The following is a 25462-nucleotide window of genomic DNA, read 5'->3' as shown; positions in this document are numbered from 1 at the left end:
CTATAAGCCTTTGGTTAGTTTTTGAACTATATTATAATCCGATAAAAATTCTTTCAAGATAACTTTTATGGCTGTGTATGTTGGTATGGCGACAATCATTCCAACAACACCAAATAAAATTCCAGAAATAATGATAATTAAGAAAATTTCCAAAGGGTGTGATTTTACACTTTTAGAAAAGATATAAGGTTGGCTAAAGAAATTATCTACCAATTGCGCGAAGATAAACCCAATCATTACATACGTGGTTTTTGGTAAAATGACCTCACTAAAATTTTCGCCTAAGTTACTAGACATGCTTAACAAAAGCATTAAAAAACCACTAACTAAAGGTCCAATATAAGGCACTAAATTAAGAAGCGCACACAGAAAAGCAATAACAATGGCATTGTCTATTCCAAACACTAATAATACAATGGTGTAAATAACAAAAAGAATTAATATTTGAAATATAAGTCCAACGAAATAGCGTGATAATAAATCTTTTATTGTGGTGATAGAGCGTTTAGAGCGTTCTTCATTACCGCTTGGCACAAAGGTCATAATACCATCTTCAAAAAGCTTACTGTCTTTTAGGAAAAAGAACGAAATAAATAGTACTGAGAATAAACCAATGCTAAAAGTACCTAAACCACTAATAAAACTATTTAGAAAATTAGGAATGATTGCAAAATCGAGTTTAGAGAGTACATGAGAGTCTTTAATAGATTGTTCGAGATCTATATTGTTGAATTGAAAATAAGTAATAATTTGATCGTATAGATTTTCAATATTTAATTGTAATTGATCAATATTTAGTAAGGCTAAATTGTGACCTTGTTCGATAATTAGCGGAATAAAAAGTCCGACTAAGCCAATTAAAAGACTTAAAAGAAGGGTCATGGTCACTACAACTGCAACGGTGTTATTAAATTTTAATCGCTCTCTTAAAAATAGTATGATTGGTCGTCCAATTAGAGAAATAACTGCAGCAACAGCAATATAAACGATTACGGATTGAATTTTAAAAAGAAAATATAAGACTAACATTATAGCTAGAATCATACCCAATGCTCTTAAAATACCGTTGGCTATTGTTTTTGAATTCATCTCTTGCATATTTACTCAAAGGTGCTGAAATAAATTCAGCATGGCAAATTTAAGCATTTAGTTGTTTTGTGATTTCGTAAAGCGCAATACTTGTGGCTTGTACCACATTCATACTGCTGTTATTGCCAAACATATTAATGTGTACAATAGCATCAACGCTTTTTAATAGTGGTTCTGAAACTCCAAAGTTTTCATCTCCTAATATTAGCGCAATTGGTTGATGGTTTTTTAATTTAAAAGTTGATAAATCCTGACTATTCTCTGTGATTTCTAAAGCAATCAAATAATAGTTTTTAGCTTTTAAAGTTTTGATTTGTGTTTCAATATCTTCGTTTATGCTATGTGTTACGTACTTTTCAGTTGAACGCGATGTTTTTGTCATTCGTTTACCCAATGGAATATTGGAACCACAAAAAATAAGCTCTTCAATACCAAAGGCATCTGCTATTCTAAATAAACTTCCAATGTTTGGTGCGTTGGTTACATTATCGCAAATTACTGTAATAGGATGTTTTTGCTTTTGAAAGTTAGAATTGTAGTGGTTTAGTTGCATAAAATGGGAAAGTCAAAATTAATTTTCAAAAGCGTACTTTACAATGTTGGCGCCCATTTTAAGTGCTTTTTCTCGTACATCTTCTGGGTCGTTGTGTACTTCTTGGTCTTCCCAACCATCACCCAAATCACTTTCAAAAGTAAATAATAGTACTAATCTACTTTCGTGAAAAATCCCAAAAGCTTGTGGTGCTTTTCCGTCGTGCTCATGGATTTTAGGTAAACCGTTAGAAAATTCAAAAGCTGAACTAAATATGTTATGATCCTTAGGAAGTTCAACTAAATCACTATTAGGAAATACCTTTTTGAGTTCTTTAGTAATATAAGGCTCCATGCCGTAATTATCATCAATATGAAGAAACCCACCAGAAATTAGATAATTCCTTAAGTTTTCGGCATCATCATCACTAAAGAATACATTTCCATGACCTGTCATGTGTAGTAAAGGAAATTGAAAAATATCTGTACTACCAACTTCAACGGTTTGAATACTTTCGTTAATGTTGGTATCTATGTTATCGTTGCAGTATTTTACTAAATTAGGTAATGCTGTTGGATTGCTATACCAATCACCTCCTCCTTTGTATTTTAAAATAGCGAGGTCTTGTGCAAATAAGAACACTGAAAAAAGAGAAAAGAAGAAGGAAATAAATAGTTTCATTAATATTCGTTTAAAAATGCAACAGAATGGCAAGCTGCAATTGCAGCTGTTTCTGTTCGCAAACGTGTCTCACCCAAAGTTACAGGAATAAAGTTACGTTGCAAGGCCATTTCGATTTCTTTAACGCTAAAGTCGCCTTCAGGACCTATGAGGATTGTACAATCCGTTGCTGTTTTTAATTGTGATTTTAAAGATTTTTTATCTGTTTCTTCGCAGTGCGCAATAAAAATTTGAGCCTTAAAATTTTGATCTATAAAATCTTTAAAAGCAATGGGCTTATTAAGTTTTGGTAAATAATATTGCAGGGATTGTTTCATTGCAGACTGAATGATTTTTTCAAAACGTTCAATCTTTACCACTTTTCTTTCACTGTGTTCGCAGATAATAGGAGTTATGGTTTCAACGCCAATTTCAGTAGCTTTTTCTAAAAACCATTCGTACCTATCGTTCATTTTAGTTGGTGCAACAGCTAAATGTAAATTGTAATTACGTTTAGGTTGTAAGCTTTTAGACTGTATAGAAGCGACACATTTTTTTTGTTCAGCTAATATAATTTCAGCGACAAAAACCCAGCCTTTACCATTGGTAATGTGTAGTTTGTCGCCAGTTGTTTTACGTAAAACTTTAGCAATGTGTCGGCTTTCGTCTTTGTCGAAACTAAAACTAGTATCGGTTTCCGAAATATTTGAATTGTAGAATAATTGCATTAATCTATGTCTTCAGAAAATTTTAAAACTGTAATCTCTTCAATAGCTGTTCTGTCTTCTGTTTTAATAGCGAGATAATATTTTTGATTTTCAATATCGTCTATTGAAAATATTTCGTCAATAGCATGGTTTTTACCAAAAGCAACTTGGTCAAAAGCAGCTGGCATTTCTCCGGCTTTAATCCAACCTGTATCTCCTCCTTTTTTTGCAGTATGATCAGTAGAGTGGTGTTTTGCTAAGTCTTTAAAACGGTAACCTTCTTTATACTGAGCTATTACCTTGTTACGCTTTTTTATGGCTTCTTCAGCAGACATTTTTGAGGCGTCTATTACAATAATGCTAAATTTTAAATAATCTATTTCAGCTTTATCAATGACTTTGTAGTAGGTTTTTTTAAAATCTGTTCTAATTACTTTTTTGCCACCTTTAGAAAGGTTAAATAAGTCATTAGCTAATCTGGTTTTATGCTTTTCTTTATTGAAAGTAAAAAGTTTACCTTGTTTGGGCTTGTTTTTTTTTAAAAACGTGGTGGCTTCATCTGAAGTAGAAATAGAATCTAATTGTTGCTCTAATGCTATTTGAGAAAAACCTAAGAAAGGAATTAAAAGCAATAGCGTAAATAAATGTTTCATGTTAAATTTTGTTTAAAGTGATTTGGATACTGCAAAACAACTAAATTTTAAGATACAATAGAGGAGAATAGTTGTAAGGATGTTAACAGATGTTTTAACAATTTTAAAGAAGTGATTACTTTTTGGTAATTAAATTAAATTTTTAAATAAATTTAAAACCCTTTAAAAGAAAAAAGAAATTGAGGTATAACCAATAAAAAAGGTTAAGATAGGCACATATCATTTAAAGTTAACATCGCTATTAAATAATAGAAATTTGGAATTACTCTTCGTTTATATTTTTAATCGGGCAGTAGCCATAACATTAAAATCTGAAAAATCCTTTTCTAAATATTTTAAATAACCAACAATAGCAATCATTGCGGCATTATCTGTAGTATATTCAAATTTTGGAATATAACTCGTCCAGCCAAATTTTTGTTCGGCATCTTTTAAAGCTTTTCTAATACCAGAATTAGCAGAAACACCTCCGCCAATGGCAATGTGTTTAATGCCTGTTTGCTTTACCGCTAGTTTTAATTTGGCCATTAAAATACCTATGATGGTATATTGAATAGATGCGCAAATGTCATTTAGATTTTCTTCAATAAAATTAGGGTTTGCTTTTACTTCGCGTTGAATAAAATATAAAATATTAGTTTTTAATCCTGAAAAACTAAAATTTAACCCATCGACTTTTGGTTTTGTAAACTGATAAGCCTTTGGATTGCCAAGTTGTGCACGTCTATCAATTTCTGGTCCAGCAGGATAGCCTAAGCCTAATACTTTTCCGCTTTTATCATAAGCTTCTCCTACGGCATCGTCTATAGTTTCTCCTAAAACTTCCATATCAAAATGAGTATTCACTTTTACTATCTGTGTGTGGCCTCCAGAAATAGTCATAGCTAAAAAAGGGAAAGGAGGTTTTTTATGATCTTTTTCGTCTATAAAATGTGCTAAAATATGCGCTTGCATGTGGTTTACGTCTATTAGCGGAATATCTAAACCAAAAGCCAGAGATTTGGCAAAAGATGTGCCAACCAATAACGATCCCATTAAACCTGGACCACGAGTAAAAGCTATAGCGTTTAATTGCTCTTTTTTTATTCCTGCTTTTTCTAGGGCTTGGTGTACTACTGGAACAATATTTTGTTGATGCGCTCGAGATGCCAATTCTGGGACTACGCCTCCGTACTCTGCGTGTATTTTTTGATCAGCAACAACGTTACTTAAAATTTGGTCGTTGCATAGTATGGCAGCAGATGTGTCGTCACAAGACGACTCAATTCCGAGGATATAAATATTTTCTTTTTCCATAGTAGATATTAGGCACAATAATTGTTAATTTTGTTAGTTATAGCTCATTGCCATAATTAACAGCATAGTGTTGCTGCAAAGGTAGTGAAGATTTAAAACTTTAAAACGCATTAATTTTATCAAACGGATACTTAAAATATTAGGAAAAATAGTAGCAATAATACTGCTACTTTTTTTCATTTTATTTTTGGTACTATCTATTCCTGCTGTACAAACCAAGTTAGGACGGTATGTTACAGATACACTTAATAAGGATTTTAAAACGGATATTAACGTTGGTAGAGTAGGTTTGCAACTGAATGGTGATGTTGAACTGAAAGAAATTTTAATTAGAGATTATAAAAAAGATACACTTATAAGTGTTGGTGAGTTAAATAGTTCTATCATTAGTTTTAAGAATCTTTTGAATAGTAAGTTGAATTTTGGCGATATAGATTTGCAAAATGTCATTTTTAACTTAAAAACATATCAAGGTGAACAGGACTCAAATTTAGATGTTTTTGTAGCAAAATTTGATGATGACAACCCAAGAGTTGGTCCAAGTGAGTTTTTATTCTCTTCTAGCGATGTGTCTATAGAAAACGGAATTTTTAGACTAATCGACGAAAACCTAGAAACACCAGAAATCTTCGAATTTACTGAGCTTAATGCTAATACGACTAATTTTTTAATAAATGGGCCTGAGGTAAGATCTCGAATTAATACATTTAGTTTTAGAGATAGTAGAGGTATTGCTGTTAAGAATTTAATGGCAAACTTTGAGTACACATTAGATCATATGTCTTTTGGAGACCTTAATATTAAAACCGAACAGTCTGAGCTAAAAGGAGAGTTAAGATTTGATTATAATCGAGAAGATTTTAAACATTTTACAGACAAAGTTAATGTAGCCGCAAGTTTTAAGGATTCTGATATTTCATTAACAGAGCTCAACGTCTTTTTTGATGAATTTGGGGTGAGCCAACATGCAAATTTTAATGCAGATTTATCGGGGACTTTAAATAATTTGATTGCTAAAAACCTTAATGTAAGTACCTCTAGAAATACAAGAATTATTGGTGATATTACGTTTAAGAATTTATTTAGTAAGGCCGACGATAGTTTTGCGTTACAAGGGAATTTTCAAAATTTAGCTTCAAATTATAGAGATTTAACGGCTTTATTACCAAGGCTATTGGGAAATTCTATTCCTAGCGTTATTTCTAAGGTTGGGAATTTTAATATCAAAGGCACATCTTTTATTACAACTAAGCGTGTTGAAGCAGATTTAGAAATAGATACGGATTTAGGGTTTATAAAATCTAATTTACAACTTACAGATATCGATAATATTGACAATGCAAATTATATAGGGAATATTGTTTTAGATGAATTTAATCTCGGAGAGCTTATTAATGAACCTTCAGTAAAAACAGCTTCTTTAAATCTCGATGTTGATGGTAAAGGGTTTACTATTGAAAATTTAAAAACAGATGTAAAAGGAGATGTTTATGTTTTAGATTATAACGGTTATACGTACAGAGATATTTCACTTTCAGGAGATCTTGGAAATAAAATATTTAATGGTATTGTAAAAGCTGAAGATCTTAATTTACAACTCGACTTTAATGGTTTGGTAGATTTTTCTGAAGATCTTAAAAAATTCGATTTTAAGGCTAATGTTGGTTATGCCAATCTTAATAAATTAAATTTTGTTACACGAGATAGTATTTCAGAATTTAGAGGTTTAGTAACCATGAGTGCTAGAGGTACAACACTAGACAATGCTACAGGTGCTATTAATATAAAGAATACAACGTATAAAAATCAAGATAAGAGTTATGGTTTTCAAGATTTTGATATTGTCTCTTCTTTTAGAGATACCGAACGTACCATTACTATAAACTCCCCAGATATTATAGATGGAAAAGTCTCAGGCCAGTTTAAAACTAAAGATATTATTGGATTAGTAGAAAATTCAGTAGGAAGTATTTACACGAATTATGTTCCAAATATTGTAGAAGAAGGGCAATACCTCAATTTTAGATTCAATATATATTCTAAAATAGCAGCGGTATTTTTTAAGGATTTAACTATAGGAAGTAACACGTTTATTGAAGGTAGAATAGAAACGGATGAAAAAGGATTTGAATTAACGTTTAATTCGCCAGAAATTAAATTTAAAGACTATTTTGCTAACAATATCAATATAAACATAGATAATAGCAACCCAATATATAACACGTATATAGAAATAGATAGTATTGGTGCAGGTATATACAACGCTTCTCAATTTAGCTTAATTAATGTTACAAAACGTGATACTTTACTCATCAAGTCTGAGTTTAAAGGTGGAGAAAACAATGCAGACGATTTTAACCTAAATTTATTTTACACTATTGACGAAACTAATAAATCTGTAGTTGGTTTTAGAAAATCAGATGTGTTATTTAAAGGTTACGATTGGCTTTTAAATTCTAAAAAAGATACCTTAAATAAAATTCGATTTGATAGAGATTTTAAAACGTTCGATATCTCACCAATTAAAATTACACATGATAATGAAGAAATTTTGCTTTCTGGTAAAGTAAAGGATTCAGTTAACAAAGATTTTAATGTAGATTTTAAAGATGTACAGCTTGTTAAAATTACGCCACGTATAGACAGTTTAGCTTTAAAAGGTATTGTAAATGGTAAACTTGATGTGGTTCAAAACAATGGAGTGTACTTGCCTAAATCTAATGTAGAAGTAAGTGGTCTTTTTGTTAATGATTATGATTTAGGAAACTTAAAAGCTAAAATTGAAGGGAATAACTCTATTACAAACTATAATGTAGATGTAACACTAATTAATGACAATTTAAAATCGTTAGACGCTAAAGGTGTTATTGATGTTGCAGAAAATAATCCTATTATAGATTTAGATGTAGTGTTTGAAGAATTTTTATTAGATCCATTAAACCCTTTGGGTGAAGGGGTTATTAGTAATATTAGAGGCTTAGTATCTGGTTATGCTAATGTAACTGGAAGCTTAAAAAAACCAGCAATTTATGGTGAGTTACTGTTAGATAGGGCAGGTTTGTCTATTCCATATCTTAATGTAGATTATGGTTTTGATTTTGACTCTAAGGTATCATTAAGAGGGCAGCAATTTGTTTTTAATGACGTTTCAATGACGGATTCTAAATACTTTTCAAAGGGGAGTCTCAATGGGTTTATAGCACATGATAATTTTTCGGATTGGAAATTAGGTTTAGAATTAAATACAGATCGTCTTTTAGTGTTAAACACTGAGGAAACAGAAGATGAGCTGTATTATGGTACAGGTTTTATTTCAGGAAAAGCAGAAATAAAAGGACCAACAGATCAGCTGGTTATTAAAGTTATAAACGGACGAACAGAAGCTGGAACAGAGTTTTATATTCCATTAAATGATTCTGAAAGTTTTGGAGACAACTCTTTTATTCATTTTTTAAGTCCAGAAGAAAAAGCCGCCAGAATAAAAGGAGAGGTTTCAGATTTAATTGAAGTTAAAGGTTTAGTCTTAGATTTTGATTTAAATGTAAATGAAAATGCCGTTATTGAAATAGTTATAGATAAAGAGGCAGGTAGTACAATTAAAGGTAGAGGTGTAGGAGGTTTAAACTTTTTAATTAATACCAATGGCGCCTTTAATATGTGGGGAGATTTTGTGGTTTATGACGGAACATACAACTTTAAATATGGAGGTGTTGTAGAAAAAAAGTTTAAAGTAGAACAAGGAGGAAGTATTGTTTGGGAAGGAGATCCAATGAACGCGGAGTTAAACTTAAAAGCAGTGTATGAAGGTAGTGCTAATCCTTCTGTATTATTAGACAATCCTATTAATCAGAGTATAGATGTAGAAGTCGAAATTCATTTAACAGGTCAATTAGAACAACCAGACCCTCAATTCGATTTTAGATTTCCTAATGTAAGTTCTACAGTAAAGTCAGAGTTAGATTACAGGCTGTCCTCTAAAGATGAACGTGACAATCAGGCTTTAATTTTCTTAGCAACAGGAGGGTTTTCTAGTGGTTTAGGAGGTGCTAATTTTACAGGTACCATTTCAGAACGATTAACAGGGATTGTCAATAATCTTTTTGGTACAAATAATGGGAATTTAGATGTTGGTATCGATTTAGAACTAGGACAAGACACACCAGAATTACAAACCAATAATAAAGTAGGAGTTACACTTCAAACTAAAATAAGTGATAAGATTTTAGTTAATGGTAAAGTTGGTGTGCCATTCGGAAGCGCTAGTCAAACAGTTATTAGTGGAGATGTTCAAATAGATCTTTTATTAAATGAAGACGGAACACTTAAAGCCAAAGTTTTTAATAGAGAAAATAGTATTAGAAATTTTGGAGAAGAAATAGGGTATACACAAGGTGTTGGTCTCTCTTATAATGTCGAGTTTGATACCTTTAAAGAACTCCTTCAAATTATCTTTTCGGGTAAAAACAAAAAAGATGAAAAGGCTAAAAATAAGTCACAAAAAAAAGAGCGTGACGAGGAAAAAATGATGCCAAATTACATGACAATGAAGAAAAAAAAGACGAAAACTCAGTCTTAAAACCTTCAATTCTTCATTTATATTAAAATACTTATTAACGAAAACGTTTGAATTACTTTAATGCTATTTTTTTTATGATAATAGTCACATTATTATATGTATAGTTTCTTAATTTTACTATAAATAATTAAGACAATGCTACATACAATTAAAAAAATAGGTGTTTTAACATCTGGTGGAGACTCACCAGGAATGAATGCAGCAATTAGATCTGTAGTTAGAACATGTGCTTTTCATGATATAAAATGCTACGGAATTTATAGAGGTTATGAAGGAATGATCGATGGCGATTTTATTGAGATGGACGCACGAAGTGTAAAAGGAATAATCAATAAAGGAGGTACAATATTAAAGTCTGCGCGTTCAAAAGGGTTTAGAACTAAAGAAGGTAGACAAACAGCCTACAATCAATTAAGAAAAGCAGGTATTGATGCCTTTGTGGTTATTGGTGGTGATGGTAGTTTTACAGGTGCTATGGTTTTTAATCAAGAATTTAATTTTCCTGTAATGGGAATTCCTGGAACTATAGATAACGACATTTATGGTACAACGCATACACTTGGCTATGATACAGCTTTAAATACCGTTGTAGAAGTTATAGATAAAATTAGAGATACAGCAAGTTCACATAACCGATTATTCTTTATAGAAGTTATGGGACGTGATGTTGGACATATTGCTCTTAACGTTGGAGTTGGAGCAGGTGCAGAAGAAATTTTAATACCTGAAGAAGATTTAGGATTAGATCGTTTAGTAGAATCTTTAAGACGAAGTAAAGCTTCTGGTAAATCTTCTAGTATCGTTGTTGTTGCAGAAGGAGATAAAATAGGTAAAAGTGTTTTTGAACTGAAAGATTATGTTGATGAAAACATGACAGAATACGAAGTACGAGTTTCTGTTTTAGGACATATGCAACGTGGCGGAGCACCTTCTTGTTTTGATCGTGTTTTAGCAAGTAGAATGGGAGTAAAAGCTGTAGAAAGTTTAATTACAGGTAAAAGTAATTATATGGTTGGTATTAAAAATGATGTTATGGATTTAACACCATTTGATCAAGCTGTAAAAGGGAAATCTAAAATAAACATGGAGCTTTTAAGAGTTTCAGATATAATGTCAATATAATTAAGAACAAAAATAAAAACAAAGATAGAGTAATGGCAAATTTAAAATTAGGAATCAATGGATTCGGTAGAATAGGAAGAATTGTATTTAGAGCAACAGTAAAACGTAATGATGTTGATGTTGTAGCAATAAACGATTTATTAGATGTAGAACATTTAGCGTATTTATTAAAGTACGATTCAGTTCATGGAAGATTTGATGGAACAGTTGAAGTAAAAGATGGTAACTTAGTTGTAGACGGAAAAACAATTCGTGTAACAGCAGAAAGAGATCCAAAGAATTTAAAGTGGGATGAAGCAGGAGCAACAGTGGTTGCAGAATGTACAGGTATTTTTACAACTCTAGAAACGGCTCAATATCATATAGATGGTGGTGCTAAAAAAGTAGTGATTTCTGCGCCAAGTAAAGATGCTCCTATGTTTGTAATGGGTGTAAATGATGATAAATTAACAGCGAATAATACAATTGTGTCTAACGCCTCTTGTACAACAAACTGTTTAGCTCCTTTAGCTAAGGTGATTGAAGATAATTTTGGAATTGAAGAAGCGTTAATGACAACAATTCACGCGGCAACGTCTACGCAATTTACAGTAGATGCACCTTCTCGTAAAAATTACCGTTTAGGTCGTTCAGCTATTAACAATATTATACCAACTTCTACAGGTGCTGCAAAAGCAGTAGGAAAAGTAATTCCAGAATTAGATGGAAAACTAACTGGTATGGCATTTAGAGTACCAACTGTAGATGTATCTGTAGTAGATTTAACAGTAAGAACTAAAAAAGAGACTTCATTAGCAGAAATTAAAGCAGCAGTTAAGAAAGCAGCAGAAGGCTCTATGAATGGAGTTATGGGCTATACAGAAGATGCTGTAGTATCTCAAGATTTCGTTAGTGAAGAAAGAACAAGTGTGTTTGATGCAGATTCTGCAATAGAATTAAATTCTAAATTCTTTAAATTAGTATCTTGGTACGATAATGAGTTTGGTTATTCTAATAAACTTGTAGATTTAGCACAGAAGGTTAATAACCTTTAATTTATAATATAATTCTTAAATTCCGTAGGATTATGTGTTTGCATAGGCTACGGAATTTTTATATAAAAATAGTATCATGATTCTAATTACAGATGGAGGTTCAACAAAATGCGACTGGATTGCGATAGATAAAAACGGTAAGCAAGCAGTTGATAAAATAAGAACTAAAGGCTTAAATCCGGCAATTGTTGCTGAAAAGAAACTCAATAAAACGATCCGAAAAAGTAAAGAGCTAATGGCAATAGCTAATGAGGTTACACATGTTTACTTTTATGGAGCAGGATGTGGCACAGAAAAGCCTAGACTTTTATTGAAAATGATACTAGAATCGTTCTTTACAAGTGCTATAGTAGAAGTAAGAGAAGATACTTATGCTGCAGTGAGAGCGTGCATTAATTCAAATGATGAAGCTGCTGTAGTTTGTATATTAGGAACGGGATCAAATTGTAGTTATTACGATGGTAGAGACCTACATCAGCGTGTGTCAAGTCTTGGATTTATACTAATGGATGATGCTAGCGGAAACTATTTTGGTAAGCAATTAATTAGGGATTACTATTTTAAAAAGATGCCAGATACTATTAGCGTGGCTTTTGCTCACAAACATAATCTGGATGCTGATTATATTAAGTATAACCTTTATAAGCAAACCAATCCTAGTGCTTATTTAGCAGACCATGCAGAGTTTATGTTTATTAATAAGGATTCTGAATATATTAGTAATATCATAACTAAAGGAATTCGTCTGTTTGCAGAAAATATGATTCTTCAATATAAAGAAGAATTAAAAGCAGGAACTCCAGTTCATTTTGCAGGTTCTATTGCCTATTTTGGACAAGATGAAATTAAGCAAGTAGCCAAAGAATACGGATTTAAAGTCGGTAATTTTGTAAGACGACCAATAGAAGGTTTAGTCGAGTATCACGTTAAAAATCTTTAATATGGAAATAGCTATAATAGCTCACGATGGAAAAAAAGCAGAAATGGTTCAATTTTTAAATGAGCATAGCGAAATTTTACATCACAAAAATATCAACCTAGTTTCTACAGGAACAACTGGAGAAAAAGTCTCTAAAGCAGGTTTTAATGTTAATGCGTTATTATCTGGTCCTTTAGGAGGAGATGCTCAAATAGCAGCGCGAGTAGCAGAAGGACAGTGTAATATGGTCTTGTTTTTTAGAGATCCATTAGATCGCCATCCGCATGAACCAGATATTCTTATGTTAATGAGACTGTGTGATGTACACAATGTGCCCTTGGCTACAAATCCGGCTACAGCAGATTTATTAATGAAGTCTCTATAAATTTTTTAATAACCTGTTAATAAAACTAAGATTACCTGTTGTAAAACTTATATTTTGGTTATATCTTTGTACTAACAAAACGTAAACGATACAAGAATTATGTTCGACTTTGATCAATATTTAGGATTTTTAGCATTTTTAACCATATTAACTATAGGATTTTGGTTAATGATTTTCCTTTTAACTTTCGTTATTCCTTATTGGATTTTTGGAGCATCAATGGAACGTCTAAAAGAAATTAGAGAAGAAAAGAAAGCTAAACGTGAAGGGTTAACCCTTTAATAGCATATTATTATATAAAAAAAAGAGCGCAATTTGCGCTCTTTTTTTATGTGGTTATATTTACAAATTACTTTAAACTTGTAACACACCCATATTAAATGGTTTTTCAATAGGAGCATGATTTGCGGCTTCTATGCCCATAGAAATCCACGTTCTGGTATCTAAAGGATCGATTACACCATCGGTCCAAATACGAGAAGCAGCATAATAAGGAGATACTTGATCATCGTATCTATCTTTAATCTTATTAAATAATTCTTCTTCCTTTTCTTTTGTTATTTTTTCGCCTTTTTTCTTTAGCGAAGCCGTTTCAATCTGTAATAAAACTTTAGCCGCAGAATTACCACTCATCACAGCAAGTTCGGCACTTGGCCAAGCTGCAATTAACCTTGGGTCATAAGCTTTTCCACACATCGCATAGTTTCCGGCACCATAGCTATTTCCTAAAACAATAGTGAATTTTGGAACTACAGAATTACTAACTGCATTTACCATTTTAGCACCATCCTTTATAATACCAGAATGTTCAGATTTACTACCAACCATGAATCCTGTGACATCTTGTAAAAAGACCAAAGGAATTTTCTTCTGATTACAATTGGCTATAAAGCGCGTTGCCTTATCAGCAGAGTCGTTATAAATAACACCGCCAAATTGCATTTCACCTTTTTTGTTTTTTACTAATTTTCTTTGATTGGCAACAATTCCAACAGCCCAACCTTCAATTCTAGCATAAGCTGTGATAATAGTTTTGCCATAATCCTGTTTGTATTCGTCAAACTCAGAGTTATCTACCAAACGCTTTATGATTTCTTTCATATCGTATTGGTCAGCACGACTTTTTGGAAGAATTCCATAGATATCATCCGGATTCTCTTTTGGTTTTTTAGAATCAGTTCTATTATAACCTGCTTTATCAAAATCACCGATTTTATCAACGATGTTTCTAATTTTATCTAAAGCATCTTTATCATCCTTAGCTTTGTAGTCTGTAACTCCAGAAATTTCACAGTGTGTTGTTGCTCCTCCTAAGGTTTCATTATCTATAGATTCACCTATGGCAGCTTTTACTAAATAGCTTCCCGCTAAGAAAATACTTCCGGTTTTATCTACAATTAAAGCTTCATCACTCATAATTGGTAAATAAGCACCACCAGCAACACAACTTCCCATAACAGCGGCAATTTGCGTAATTCCCATACTGCTCATTACAGCATTATTTCTAAAAATACGCCCAAAGTGTTCTTTATCTGGGAAAATCTCATCCTGCATTGGTAGAAAAACTCCAGCGCTATCCACCAAATATATAATTGGCAAACGGTTTTCTATGGCAATTTCCTGAGCACGTAAATTCTTTTTTCCTGTAATAGGAAACCAGGCTCCAGCTTTTACTGTGGCATCATTAGCAACAACAATACATTGTTTACCTTTAATATAGCCCATTTTTACAACGACACCTCCAGAAGGACAACCACCATATTGCTCATACATGCCTTCACCTGCAAAAGCACCAATCTCTATAGATTTAGATTTTGGGTCTAACAGATAGTTTATACGCTCTCGAGCTGTCATTTTGCCTTTTGCGTGATGTTTTTCTATACTTTTTTCGCCACCACCTAGCTTTACTTTTGCAAAGCGTTTTTTTAGATCAGAAACTAAAAGTTTATTGTGGTCTTCGTTTTGGTTGAATTTGATATCCATTAATACAGATTTGTTTTGCACGAATTTACAAAACGAAACGATGTTTGGAAAGCGAATGTTTTGCTAAATAATATTACATGGAATTATTTTCCTTGGAAACTAATTTGTTTTGTTGTAGATTTGTATCATTAAAACATAGAAAAAATGAAAAAAAATAAAATTATTTATTATGTAGCTACAGGCTTATTAACTTTGTTAATGTTATTTTCCATTAGCATGTACTTTTTTAAACATGACGATATGGTAATGGCATTCACAAATTTTGGATATCCATCTTATATTATATATCCCTATGCTGTTGTTAAATTACTAGGGTTGATAGTGCTTTGGGCACCAGGTTTAAAAACTTTGAAGGAATGGGCGTATTCAGGCTTCTTTTTTGCATTTATATTGGCCTTTTTTGCTCATTATATGATTGGCGATGGTGAGCAAATGGCAGCAGTATTAGCATTTGTTTTACTAATGGTATCATATATCTTTTATAAAAAAATAAATTAAACCTAAATAAGAAATCAATGAAGCATATTATCGCATTTGCAGGAAGTAATAGCAGTACTTCAATTAATAAACAATTAGCCACTTACGCATCCCAATTAGTAGATGGAGTTAGTACAACAGTATTAGATTTAAACGATTTTGAAATGCCTATTTATAGTTCAGACAAAGAACAGGCTCAAGGTTTTCCTGAGCAAGCTGTAGCTTTTGTAGATCATTTAAAAGGAGCTGATGGTTTTATAATCGCTTTAGCAGAACATAATGGTGCATATACGTCAGCGTTCAAAAACATATTTGATTGGGCTTCTAGAGTAGAGCAAAAAACGTTTTTAAGCAAACCGTTATTACTTATGGCAACATCGCCAGGAGCTAGAGGTGGAGCTTCGGTTTTAGAATTGGCTGCTGATCGTTTTCCAAGACATGATGCTAATATTGTAGGGCAGTTTTCTCTACCGTCATTTTATGATAATTTTTCTGATGGTAAGATTACTAATGACGATTTAAATACAGAATTGTTGAATAAAGTGGAACATTTTAAAAACAGTCTATAATCATGGAATTAAAACACGACACATCAAATAAGAACAATAGATTCTATCTTTTAGATAATGAAAAAGAAATTGGTGAAATTGCGTATGCATACGTTAATGAAGGTCTTATCGATATCAATCACACAGAGATTGACCCGAATTACAGAGGGCAAAATCTTGGTCATAAATTAATAGAAGCGGTTGCAGATTTCGCAAGAGAAAACAAATTACAAGCTACAGCAAGTTGCCCTTATGTCGCCAAAGTTTTTGGTAAGACTACGCAATATGATGACATTAAAGCTTAAAAAGAATTCTAAGACTATTAAATATGGGAGACTTATCTAAAGATATTAATTCAAAATTTGAAAACAATAGAGTTAAGGCGCTTCTAAACATTATTTATACTGCTAATTGGATTACGAGTATTCAAAGCGAATCTTTTAAAGCCTTTGGAATTTCACAGCAACAGTATAATATTTTAAGAATTTTAAGAGGAGCTAACGAACCTTTGAAAGTACAGACTATTAAAAATAGAATGTTAGAACGTTCACCTAATGCTACACGATTAATGGATAAACTCTGTGCTAAGCAATTAATTAAACGTTTGCCATCAGAACACGATAGGCGTGTGGTTAAAATTGAAATCACAGAGCAAGGTTTGGATTTGTTAAACACAATTCCTGATGATATGAATAAAGAGTTAATTCAAAATTTAAGTGAGGCTGAAGCGGAACAATTAAGTGATCTGCTCGATAAAATGCGCTAGTTAAAATCAATAAAAGGACATTATCATGAAAAAAGTACTACATAAAGCAAACACTAGAGGTTTTGCAGATCATGGATGGTTACAAGCTAAACATTCCTTTAGTTTTGCAAGTTGGAATAATCCTGAACGCGTGCATTTTGGTGCATTAAGAGTCTTAAATGATGATATTATAGCACCAAAAATGGGGTTTGGAACACATCCTCATGATAATATGGAGATTATAACCATACCATTAAAAGGTGTTTTAAAACATCGCGATAATATGAATGATGATTGGCAAGCTGTAATTCCAGGCGAAGTACAAGTGATGTCAGCAGGAACAGGCGTTCAACATTCTGAAATTAATGGATCGCTTGATGAGCATTTAAGTTTATTTCAAATTTGGATAATTCCACAAAAACGAAATGTTGCGCCACGTTATGATCAAAAAACATTTAAAGCTGAAGGTCGAAAAGGACAGCTTCAAACATTAGTAACAGCTTTTGATGATAGTGATACAGAAAGTCTTAAAATTCATCAAGATGCTAAGCTTTCAAGAATTGATTTGTCAGAAGGCGAAGCATTCACATATCAACTAAAAGGAAAGGCTCATGGTGTTTATGTGATGTTGATTTCTGGTAAAGCCAAAATTGAAGGAGATATTTTAGCGTCTAGAGATGCTATAGGGATTTCAGAAACGGATAGTTTTAATATAACCGCCAAAACCGATAATGAGCTATTGTTTATTGAAGTTCCTATGATTAATTTTTAGTTTTTGACATAATTTACATTAGAAGCATCACAAATAGTGATGCTTTTTTTATTTAAAATACGATATTTGTAAACTAACTAACGATTAAAATTAAGATTGATTATGGCAATGAATAAAAATACAGTATTAGCTTGGGCTACATGGATTATGCTTTTTGTAGGATTTGGATTAATTGCGCTTGGCGCATTCCGATACGATGATGTTGCAGGTTGGGGATTTGCTGCTGTTGGTGGTGGTTTTTTCTGTATAGCATGGGTTTTTAATGCTTTAAAAGGACGTGTGTAATTAATTTGTGATGTTCAATAGTTTAACTTTACAATAAATAAACGAACAATTATGAGTGACGATAAAAAAGTAATTTTTGCAATGTCTGGTCTCACAAAGACCTTTCCAGGAGAAAATACTCCTGTTTTAAAAAATATATACTTAAGTTTCTTTTATGGTGCTAAGATTGGGATTCTAGGTCTAAATGGTTCTGGTAAATCCACGCTTTTAAAAATCATAGCAGGTGTAGATAAAAACTACCAAGGAGATGTGGTTTTTCAACCAGGTTATACGGTTGGCTACTTAGAGCAAGAGCCGCAACTGGATGACGATAAAACGGTTATGGAAATTGTAAGAGAAGGTGCTGCTGAAACTGTAGCCATTCTCGATGAATACAACAGTATCAATGACCAGTTTGGATTAGAGGAAGTATATAGCGATGCCGATAAGATGGAAAAGCTAATGAATCGCCAAGCAGAACTGCAAGATCAGATTGATGCAGCTAATGCTTGGGAGTTAGATACCAAGCTAGAAATTGCAATGGATGCGCTAAGAACTCCTGATGGTGATAAGAAAATTGGAGTGCTATCTGGTGGTGAACGTCGTCGTGTAGCCTTATGTCGCTTGTTATTACAAGAGCCTGATGTATTGTTATTAGATGAGCCTACCAACCACTTAGATGCAGAGTCTGTACATTGGCTAGAGCATCATTTAGCACAATATAAAGGTACTGTTATCGCTGTAACACACGATAGATATTTCTTAGATAATGTAGCAGGTTGGATTTTAGAACTCGATAGAGGAGAAGGAATTCCTTGGAAAGGAAATTATTCGTCTTGGTTAGATCAAAAATCAAAACGAATGGCTCAAGAAAGTAAAACAGCGTCTAAACGTCAAAAGACTTTAGAACGTGAGCTAGATTGGGTACGTCAAGGAGCAAAAGGGCGTCAAACAAAGCAAAAAGCACGTTTGAAGAACTATGATAAATTAATGAGTCAAGATCAAAAACAACTTGACGAAAAATTAGAAATCTATATTCCTAACGGTCCACGTTTAGGAACTAATGTAATTGAAGCTATTGGAGTTGCTAAAGCTTATGATGATAAATTGTTATACGACAACTTAAATTTTAATCTTCCTCAAGCAGGAATAGTTGGTGTTATTGGTCCTAATGGTGCTGGTAAAACTACTATTTTTAGAATGATAATGGGAGAAGAGAATCCTGATAAAGGAGAATTTAAAGTTGGTGAAACAGCAAAGATTGCTTACGTCGATCAAAAGCATTCTAATATAGATCCTGAAAAAACAATTTGGCAAAACTTTAGTGATGAGCAAGAGTTGGTAATGATGGGAGGAAAGGAAGTAAATTCTAGAGCCTATTTAAGCCGTTTTAACTTCTCTGGTGGTGAACAAAATAAAAAGGTAAAACTACTTTCTGGTGGTGAACGTAACCGTTTACACTTGGCTATGACACTTAAAGAAGAAGGTAATGTGTTACTTTTAGATGAGCCTACTAACGACTTAGATGTTAATACATTAAGAGCTCTGGAAGAAGGTTTGGAAAACTTCGCAGGCTGTGCTGTTGTTATTAGTCACGATAGATGGTTCTTAGATAGAATTTGTACGCATATTTTAGCTTTTGAAGGAGATTCTCAAGTCTATTTCTTTGAAGGAGGATTTAGTGAATACGAGGAAAATAAGAAGAAACGTTTGGGTGGAGATTTAATGCCAAAACGAATTAAGTATAAGAAATTAGTACGATAATACTAAATGTTATAAACTAAAAAAGCCAGCAAAATTGCTGGCTTTTTTTATGATATATAAATGAGATTGTTTTCTAAATGTTTTAGTATTGATTTTAATTTGTGGGATTTAAGAGAAATGACCAAATCTAACTTATAAGTAGTAACGATGTTATAAGTAGCCTTTGTTAAAACAGCCCATAAAAACGGATAAATTTAGTTTTTAAATAACTGCTTTAGTTGTCTCCATAAAGATGTCCACTAGGAATATCTTGATTGGATTCTTCGTAATCTTTATAAGCATTGGTTTGCATTAATTTTTTGTTTTCAGCTTTTAACTTATACATCTTCAAAATAGCTATAAGAATAAAAACGAGAAAAATGGACGCTACAGCTATTAAAATCATAGTAAGTTGCGTAGTCGTCACAATTAAGGCTTTGGAAAGCAGGTTACTAAACATATAAGTATGGTTTTAGAATTGGGTTCTAGAATGCTAAGATAGAAAAAAACTTAATGTTAAATACTTAATATTAAAATATTTACAATTTTTAATCAACAAATTTATCGATTAAGCGTTTATAATGTCCGACGAAACACAGTGTTTCTAAGCGAAAATCAACATTAAGTTATTTGTTAATAAATCAAATTTTAACAGTTCTACAATTCGTTATAATGCCATAAAATGACAAATATGGTATTAATAAGATTTGGTAGGTGTAGTGTCATAGATATTAAAAAAATAGTAAGAAAGTTGTAACAATGTTAAAAGTATGACTACATATATTTTAGTAAGTAAAGTTTTTATAGTCTTAAAAAAATACCGAAATTGCTTTACAGAAAATAGTTCAACCAAATACCACACACAATATGTCTGATGATTTTGATTTATTAGAAACAAGTTCCAACGAAAAAGCAGCGAAAGTTGATGTCAATTGGGGAAAAGCCATAGACCAAATGAAGTCTAAATTGGCACAAGAAGATGATCCTGAAAGTCGTCAGAAAATATTAAATGCCACCTTAGATAATGTGGTAGATATGGCCGAAAAAGATAGAACTACTTTATTAGATGCCATTAAAGACTTAACAGATTATCAGGACGAAGTTGGTATTATGTTTGAAGGCTTTTCAGCATTAAACGCAGCTGAGCAAAAAATCATTGATGATGCCGTTAAGCGTTTAGAGCGCGCAAAAGTAGAACTTGAAGATGCAAATAATAAACCAGACACGTGGTGGAACAATCTTTGGGGACGTAAAAGTAAGATTAAAGATGCTGAGCAAGAACTTCAAAATGCTCAAAAAGAACGTGATGCATCAGACAATAAAGCAAAAGCAATGTTTCAACAACGTATTGAAACGGCAGATGTTCAAACCTTATTAAATGAATTATCATTTAAGAGTCAGGCTGCAATTAAGCGTTTAAAAGATAGAGAAATCGAAATAAAAGAAGTCGAAGAAAGTCTTAAAACAGCTATTGTTGAAGCGTCTAACAATCATACCAAAGCACTTCAAAAGAAAAAAGAAGTAGAGGATAAGCTTGAAGAGCAATATGCGCTACTAAAACAAGCACGTCAAGCTTTAGAAGAAGTGGCCGATAAACAATCTACAGATTATTCAGATGCTTTAAGTAAAGTAACCACCTTAGAGCAAAAAGTTGAAGAATTAGAAGGCCTTAAAAATGCTTATACCACATTAGCAGCTTCTAAAGATAGTTTTGTTCATAAACATAACTTAACCATTAAAGTATTAACATCTTTACGTAGTAACTTACAAACGCATCGTGCAAAATTAAAGTCAGATACAGACGAGCGTCTTAAATATTACGATGGTTATGTGGTAGCTTTAAAAGCACGTACAGATCAGGAATTCGCAGCAATTTTAGAGCATTTAGGTGTTAAGACAGACGAGCATATTGGTGAAACTTTAGCCGCAATGCATACGGCAAGTGCTAGAGCACGTCAAGAAATGATGGATAATATTCCAGTGCACGAAAAAGTTATGCAGGGCGTTTACGGAAGTTATGCTGAAGCTTTAAGTGAAATTAGAGAAAAGGATAAGTCTATTCAAAAGAATTTTGCTGAGCGTTACGGCATTGATATGAAAGAAATTTTTGAAGATTACTACGCAGCAGATGCAAACGCACCTTCAGGTGACGGAGGAGAGCCAGCTGGCGAACCAAAACCAGAAGCAAACGAAGATGACCTTTTAGGATAATAATAAGTTGTAAGTCAGCAGTATTCAGTTAACAGTCAAATGAAGACTGAATACTGTGACTAATACTATATATTCAATATATTTTTAAATAATACTTTTCAGGTATTCTTGGTATACTACAAACTGAATACTGCCAACGGCCTACAAAAATGATAGTAACACCATTAGATTCCGCCATATTAGATTCCAAAGAACAATATGTGTTCTATCACAGAATGATAGATTTTGCATTAAAGGAGCTTATTGTAGCTGTACAACAAAAACAAATTCTAAATCAACAAGAAGTACTCTTGTTTAAGCAATACAGTGATTTGTTGCTGTATTCCATTGAAGCCATGCGTGTAAAATATATGTATGACGAAGAGGAAAACATGAAAGTAGATTTAACGGACTCTAGCTTTCCTAATTATTTAGAATTCCGCTATTTGTTTAATGATTTAGCATTACGAGAAGATTACTTAGGTAAGCTTACAGATGTAGAAACGCTAAAAGAAGAATTTCTAGACACTTTGATGCGAAAGAAAGAACCTATTGCTAAACGTAAGCTCTTTCAGGCAGCTTCAATAGTGTATTATACCTCGGCCAAAAAAGAATATATTTTTAATCGTTTTGTTCAAGGTAAAATAATAGCAGCACCAGAAGGTTCAGCGGCTGAATATTTAGTAAGCTGGAGCTTCTATGATGTGTCTCACAACAGACCATTCATTTGCTACATGTATTTTGATTACGATGGCAAAGATCCTCTAAAAGAACGCAGTGAAATATACAGTGCTTTAAAGTCTATTGCAGACCGAGAAATGGCTTTAGATACTATGGCTTACGGTATAGATAAGCGTTTGCCAAAAGTATTACCAAAACTGATAAAACGTGTAGATTTAGGACCAATTCATAATGTGTTTGCTAAGGATGAAAATAAAGTGACACATGCCATTTTACAAGGCATTGCAAATAAAGAAATTCCTTTAGAATCTTATGCGATTTCACTAAAAGTAGACGAATTAAAATCGGGAAGCGAATTTAAAGAAGGTGGTTTTTTTAGTAAACAAACGTATCAACGTTGGGACGCTATGTTTAGGCAACGCTACGTTTTTGCGCCACATCGAATCATACAGTTACTATATAATAAAACACCTGAAATTATGAATAAGTTGGCAATGTCACCAGTTCAGATTTCTGAATTAAAAATGGAATGAGTCTGCAGTGTGCAGTCCTCAGTTAGCAGTTAGAATCAGTAAATATTAATATGTCGTTTAAAACATTATTGGCTTATCAAAAAGGATTCGATTTAGCAATGGAAATATTTCATTTAACTAAAGCGTTTCCTAAATCTGAAATGTTTGGATTAACATCACAGATGGTACGTTCGAGTAGATCTGTTTGTTCTAATATAGCTGAAGGCTATAGAAAACGTCAGTACGAGAAACATTTTAAAAGCAAATTGTCTGACGCTGACAGTGAAAACTCTGAAACTCAATTATGGCTAGATTTTGCTTTAGCATGTGATTATATTTCAGAAGAAAAGAAAAATGAATTACAATTTAAAAGTGAAGAAATAGGAAAGCTTATCAATTACATGATGAAATATCCTGATAAATTCGGATTATAAAATTTTAATAATATTTGTCAAGTCTAAGTCGTATGAGTAAGTACTTAGGACTGAAGACTACCAACTGAAGATTAAATAAAAAGCAAGAGTAAGCCGCAACAGTAAATACTGAAGACTGCATACTTTAAACTGAAGACTAAAAAATGGAACACAACTCAACTTTCCCTATAAAACAAAATGAATTAGATATGCTTCGCGATGAAGCCACGTCGTATTTAAAATCCATACAATGGGAGCAAAGTCAACGCGCCAAAAACAAAGACAATGATGCTAAAGATGAATCTATTTTGTTGTATTTATCTAGGGCAAATAATGGAAGTAACGTCAATGTCATTTCTGTTTCTAAAACTATTTTGGCTTTAAAGAAACGTTTATTGCCAGAATCAGTAGCACTTCCTGTAAAGTTAAATCATACTTTATTTGCTGTACAAGAAGCAATAACTTTAGGTATTTGGATAAAAGATAGTTTTTATGATGCGTCAGGCTTATCGTCCTTAAGTGAAAATAAATCGGCATTAGATAATTCAGGAAGACGCGAATACGAAAGTAAAATGCATACAGCAACTGCTTTTATGTTGTTTTCTACAGCGTATAAAATTCTACACGATTTAAAACCACATGCTTCAGACGATTTATCGGTAATGAAGCAGAAGTTTGCAGGCATTCCTGAAGTGTCGTTTCTTACACCTTTAAAAGGAATTTCGTGTCAGCTGTTTTATTACGATAAGTATTTAGGTCACCCAGAAATCATTAAATCAGATAAAGATGTTATTGATTTTACAATGGTGTATTTTGAAGCTTTAATTGGTGAAATTCAATTGCGTAAAAGTAGTTTAGAATATACTGAAACTATTGTTGATAGAACGTACAAGCTAGAAAATAGTGACTTTGCCGTTTCTGGTTGGGAAAATGCTTTTTCTGGTACAGCAAAGAGTGTTGAGTTTAATAAAATTCAGTTTGAACAAATTGTTGGAAATAGAGATGCTAAACATTTTGCACGTCGTTTAACCGAACGTATGCTGAGTTACGATTTTGAAGCTCAGAAAAATCCATTTCAAGAATTAGGCGGTTTTATGCCTGTTTTTATGGGTTATGGAATTCCGGGAACAGGAAAAAGTATGTTGATTGCTGCCATTGCAACTAGGCTAAAAGAGCACTCTGATAATCTTGATATTCCATTTTTATTTCACCCAATGCCAGATACATTAATTAGTACGTTTCAGGGTGGTTCTGCCGAGAAAATGGTAGAATGGATGAAGCCATTGCAAGACCCAACCAAATTAATTTTTGCACCAATTGATGATGCCGAAAATAATTTGCAAGAACGAACAGCTCAAGGCGTTTCAGCTGGAGTAAAAGAAGTCATTGGTGTGTTTTTAAGATACACAGAAGGTGCTTATGCCGTTAATTATGGTAACAGTTCTATTGGCTTGTTTACCAACTTGCCAGAAATGTTAGATAAAGCCGTAATTTCTCGTGTGCAAGGTCGATTTAAAATAGATGGTGCACGTACTGAGCACGATTTTGTAGATCAAGATTATATCTGGTGGAAGAAATTGCAAAATACCATGCCAGATTTCGTAAATATGGACGATCCTGAAACCTATAAATACTTGTCAGATCAAGGTTTGGCAAACAGCATGGGAGAAATTCTGAATGCCATAGAGCATCCTTCAGAAGCACGTGTTCACGAAACCTTTGATAAAGTAGAAAAGCTTCACGAAACGGATGACCATATGTTTTATGCGGCTTTGTATAAAGAAATTCAGAAGATATTTCCGTTCTTCTCTTCAAGAGATGTACGTAATATTCAATCTGCAATTTCATTACGGTTAACCGATTTCGATTTAGAACACGATTGGTTTGAGAATCCAGAAACCTATTTTAAAAAGGATTATGATACCAAGTTTAATATGCTTCAAGAGTTAATGAAATCGAATATGAAAGGTTTAAACTTTTCAGATATAAGGAGACAAGAAGTCATTCGTTATTTAGATAATGTGGCAACCATTGCAGATACAGACTTTAAACGAAAAGTAGATGCGAGAGTGAACCAGCTGAATATTGAAACAGAGGCTAGAGCGCAGTTTGGGAAGTAAACTTATTAGTGAAAAAGTGTAAAGTAAAAAGTGTGTAGTCT

General features: G+C 32.7%; 25 protein-coding genes. 17 read left to right on the top strand and 8 right to left on the bottom strand.

Annotation, left to right across the window (positions count from 1 at the left end; translation table 11 throughout):
• The 6 genes from KO504_RS07980 to tsaD form a co-directional block, all read right to left on the bottom strand.
• Positions 1-1089, bottom strand: coding sequence for an AI-2E family transporter (locus KO504_RS07980; protein ID WP_215925800.1), 1089 nt, complete (start codon positions 1087-1089; stop codon positions 1-3).
• Positions 1090-1138: 49 nt separating this feature from the next.
• Complete coding sequence (locus tag KO504_RS07975; protein ID WP_215925799.1) at positions 1139-1642, bottom strand: TrmH family RNA methyltransferase; 504 nt, start codon at positions 1640-1642, stop codon at positions 1139-1141.
• A gap of 18 nt (positions 1643-1660) precedes the next feature.
• The gene (locus KO504_RS07970) at positions 1661-2302 is read right to left on the bottom strand and encodes a DUF4159 domain-containing protein (RefSeq protein ID WP_215925798.1); all 642 of its coding nucleotides are present in this window, start codon (positions 2300-2302) and stop codon (positions 1661-1663) included.
• Positions 2302-3009, bottom strand: a complete 708-nt coding sequence (locus KO504_RS07965) for a 16S rRNA (uracil(1498)-N(3))-methyltransferase (RefSeq protein WP_215925797.1) — start codon at positions 3007-3009, stop codon at positions 2302-2304. Before KO504_RS07965 ends, KO504_RS07970 begins: the two co-directional genes overlap by 1 nt.
• Entirely contained in the window at positions 3009-3641 is a 633-nt protein-coding gene (locus tag KO504_RS07960; protein WP_215925796.1) for a peptidylprolyl isomerase, read from the bottom strand. Before KO504_RS07960 ends, KO504_RS07965 begins: the two co-directional genes overlap by 1 nt.
• Before the next feature lie 273 nt (positions 3642-3914).
• The gene (tsaD, locus tag KO504_RS07955; RefSeq protein ID WP_215925795.1) at positions 3915-4937 is read right to left on the bottom strand and encodes a tRNA (adenosine(37)-N6)-threonylcarbamoyltransferase complex transferase subunit TsaD; all 1023 of its coding nucleotides are present in this window, start codon (positions 4935-4937) and stop codon (positions 3915-3917) included.
• 187 nt (positions 4938-5124) lie between these two features.
• On the opposite strand from tsaD, the gene KO504_RS07950 reads away from it, so the two are divergent.
• From KO504_RS07950 to KO504_RS07925, 6 genes are all read left to right on the top strand, one after another.
• On the top strand, positions 5125-9513 hold the full coding sequence (locus KO504_RS07950; protein ID WP_252723645.1) for a translocation/assembly module TamB domain-containing protein: 4389 nt from the start codon (positions 5125-5127) through the stop codon (positions 9511-9513).
• A gap of 135 nt (positions 9514-9648) precedes the next feature.
• Positions 9649-10635, top strand: coding sequence for a 6-phosphofructokinase (pfkA, locus tag KO504_RS07945; protein WP_215925794.1), 987 nt, complete (start codon positions 9649-9651; stop codon positions 10633-10635).
• 32 nt (positions 10636-10667) lie between these two features.
• On the top strand, positions 10668-11669 hold the full coding sequence (gap, locus tag KO504_RS07940; RefSeq protein WP_215925793.1) for a type I glyceraldehyde-3-phosphate dehydrogenase: 1002 nt from the start codon (positions 10668-10670) through the stop codon (positions 11667-11669).
• A gap of 76 nt (positions 11670-11745) precedes the next feature.
• Entirely contained in the window at positions 11746-12609 is an 864-nt protein-coding gene (locus KO504_RS07935; protein WP_215925792.1) for an N-acetylglucosamine kinase, read from the top strand.
• A gap of 1 nt (position 12610) precedes the next feature.
• Positions 12611-12973, top strand: coding sequence for a methylglyoxal synthase (locus KO504_RS07930; protein ID WP_215925791.1), 363 nt, complete (start codon positions 12611-12613; stop codon positions 12971-12973).
• A gap of 99 nt (positions 12974-13072) precedes the next feature.
• A complete protein-coding gene (locus KO504_RS07925; RefSeq protein WP_215925790.1) occupies positions 13073-13255 on the top strand; it encodes a hypothetical protein in 183 nt (60 codons plus the stop codon).
• A gap of 72 nt (positions 13256-13327) precedes the next feature.
• On the opposite strand, the gene KO504_RS07920 is transcribed toward KO504_RS07925, so the two are convergent.
• On the bottom strand, positions 13328-14956 hold the full coding sequence (locus KO504_RS07920; RefSeq protein ID WP_215925789.1) for an acyl-CoA carboxylase subunit beta: 1629 nt from the start codon (positions 14954-14956) through the stop codon (positions 13328-13330).
• A 144-nt stretch (positions 14957-15100) separates the two neighbouring features.
• Between KO504_RS07920 and KO504_RS07915 the strand changes: the two genes are divergently transcribed.
• The 7 genes from KO504_RS07915 to ettA all read left to right on the top strand — a co-directional run bounded on the left by KO504_RS07915 (position 15101) and on the right by ettA (position 19526).
• Complete coding sequence (locus KO504_RS07915) at positions 15101-15454, top strand: DoxX family protein (RefSeq protein WP_215925788.1); 354 nt, start codon at positions 15101-15103, stop codon at positions 15452-15454.
• 17 nt (positions 15455-15471) lie between these two features.
• Positions 15472-16002 carry an NADPH-dependent FMN reductase gene (locus KO504_RS07910; protein WP_215925787.1) on the top strand — a complete coding sequence of 177 codons (531 nt, stop codon included), beginning with the start codon at positions 15472-15474 and terminating at the stop codon, positions 16000-16002.
• Positions 16003-16004: 2 nt separating this feature from the next.
• The gene (locus KO504_RS07905; RefSeq protein WP_215925786.1) at positions 16005-16286 is read left to right on the top strand and encodes a GNAT family N-acetyltransferase; all 282 of its coding nucleotides are present in this window, start codon (positions 16005-16007) and stop codon (positions 16284-16286) included.
• A 23-nt stretch (positions 16287-16309) separates the two neighbouring features.
• Positions 16310-16747 (top strand): MarR family winged helix-turn-helix transcriptional regulator, encoded by a 438-nt coding sequence (locus tag KO504_RS07900; RefSeq protein ID WP_215925785.1) that lies wholly within the window; start codon positions 16310-16312, stop codon positions 16745-16747.
• A gap of 25 nt (positions 16748-16772) precedes the next feature.
• Positions 16773-17498, top strand: a complete 726-nt coding sequence (locus KO504_RS07895; protein ID WP_215925784.1) for a pirin family protein — start codon at positions 16773-16775, stop codon at positions 17496-17498.
• 102 nt (positions 17499-17600) lie between these two features.
• Positions 17601-17783: a CAL67264 family membrane protein gene (locus KO504_RS07890; protein WP_110475140.1), complete on the top strand. Its 183-nt coding sequence runs from the start codon at positions 17601-17603 to the stop codon at positions 17781-17783.
• Between the two features lie 51 nt (positions 17784-17834).
• Positions 17835-19526, top strand: coding sequence for an energy-dependent translational throttle protein EttA (gene ettA, locus KO504_RS07885; RefSeq protein WP_215925783.1), 1692 nt, complete (start codon positions 17835-17837; stop codon positions 19524-19526).
• Positions 19527-19740: 214 nt separating this feature from the next.
• Here ettA and KO504_RS07880 read toward each other — a convergent pair whose 3' ends face one another.
• On the bottom strand, positions 19741-19965 hold the full coding sequence (locus tag KO504_RS07880; RefSeq protein ID WP_215925782.1) for a hypothetical protein: 225 nt from the start codon (positions 19963-19965) through the stop codon (positions 19741-19743).
• Positions 19966-20372: 407 nt separating this feature from the next.
• On the opposite strand from KO504_RS07880, the gene KO504_RS07875 reads away from it, so the two are divergent.
• From KO504_RS07875 to KO504_RS07860, 4 genes are all read left to right on the top strand, one after another.
• Positions 20373-21716, top strand: a complete 1344-nt coding sequence (locus tag KO504_RS07875) for a microtubule-binding protein (RefSeq protein WP_215925781.1) — start codon at positions 20373-20375, stop codon at positions 21714-21716.
• A 149-nt stretch (positions 21717-21865) separates the two neighbouring features.
• Positions 21866-22909: a hypothetical protein gene (locus KO504_RS07870; RefSeq protein WP_215925780.1), complete on the top strand. Its 1044-nt coding sequence runs from the start codon at positions 21866-21868 to the stop codon at positions 22907-22909.
• 50 nt (positions 22910-22959) lie between these two features.
• Positions 22960-23322: a four helix bundle protein gene (locus KO504_RS07865; RefSeq protein WP_215925779.1), complete on the top strand. Its 363-nt coding sequence runs from the start codon at positions 22960-22962 to the stop codon at positions 23320-23322.
• Positions 23323-23465: 143 nt separating this feature from the next.
• Entirely contained in the window at positions 23466-25421 is a 1956-nt protein-coding gene (locus tag KO504_RS07860; protein WP_215925778.1) for an AAA family ATPase, read from the top strand.
• Positions 25422-25462 lie beyond the last annotated feature (41 nt).

The sequence above is a fragment of the Winogradskyella psychrotolerans genome, from assembly GCF_018860565.1.
GTDB lineage: Bacteria > Bacteroidota > Bacteroidia > Flavobacteriales > Flavobacteriaceae > Winogradskyella > Winogradskyella damuponensis.
Note: the sequence above shows the minus strand (reverse complement) of the source record. Positions and strands in the feature narration are given on the sequence as shown.